This is a genomic window from Streptomyces cinerochromogenes, from assembly GCF_014648635.1.
Lineage (GTDB): Bacteria > Actinomycetota > Actinomycetes > Streptomycetales > Streptomycetaceae > Streptomyces > Streptomyces cinerochromogenes.
The window spans coordinates 1-1,055 of sequence record NZ_BMRM01000056.1; the positions used below are offsets into that span (position 1 = coordinate 1).

General features: G+C 56.6%; 1 rRNA gene. It reads left to right on the top strand.

What is annotated here, in order from left to right:
- A 23S ribosomal RNA gene (locus IEZ20_RS39395) occupies nt 1–1,055 on the top strand; the annotation flags it as partial.

The following is a 1,055-nucleotide window of genomic DNA, read 5'->3' on the forward strand; positions in this document are numbered from 1 at the left end:
CCGTGCGAAGCCGTAAGGCGATGTATACGGACTGACGCCTGCCCGGTGCTGGAACGTTAAGGGGACCGGTTAGCTCACTTTCGGGTGGGCGAAGCTGAGAACTTAAGCGCCAGTAAACGGCGGTGGTAACTATAACCATCCTAAGGTAGCGAAATTCCTTGTCGGGTAAGTTCCGACCTGCACGAATGGCGTAACGACTTCTCGACTGTCTCAACCATAGGCCCGGTGAAATTGCACTACGAGTAAAGATGCTCGTTTCGCGCAGCAGGACGGAAAGACCCCGGGACCTTTACTACAGTTTGATATTGGTGTTCGGTTCGGCTTGTGTAGGATAGCTGGGAGACTGTGAAGCAGGCACGCCAGTGTTTGTGGAGTCGTCGTTGAAATACCAGTCTGGTCGTGCTGGATGTCTAACCTGGGTCCGTGATCCGGATCAGGGACAGTGTCTGATGGGTAGTTTAACTGGGGCGGTTGCCTCCTAAAGGGTAACGGAGGCGCCCAAAGGTTCCCTCAGCCTGGTTGGCAATCAGGTGTTGAGTGTAAGTGCACAAGGGAGCTTGACTGTGAGACCGACGGGTCGAGCAGGGACGAAAGTCGGGACTAGTGATCCGGCGGTGGCTTGTGGAAGCGCCGTCGCTCAACGGATAAAAGGTACCCCGGGGATAACAGGCTGATCTTCCCCAAGAGTCCATATCGACGGGATGGTTTGGCACCTCGATGTCGGCTCGTCGCATCCTGGGGCTGGAGTCGGTCCCAAGGGTTGGGCTGTTCGCCCATTAAAGCGGTACGCGAGCTGGGTTTAGAACGTCGTGAGACAGTTCGGTCCCTATCCGCTGTGCGCGTAGGAGTCTTGAGAAGGGCTGTCCCTAGTACGAGAGGACCGGGACGGACGAACCTCTGGTGTGCCAGTTGTTCTGCCAAGGGCATGGCTGGTTGGCTACGTTCGGGAGGGATAACCGCTGAAAGCATCTAAGCGGGAAGCCTGCTTCGAGATGAGGACTCCCACCCACTTGATGGGGTAAGGCTCCCAGTAGACGACTGGGTTGATAGGCCAG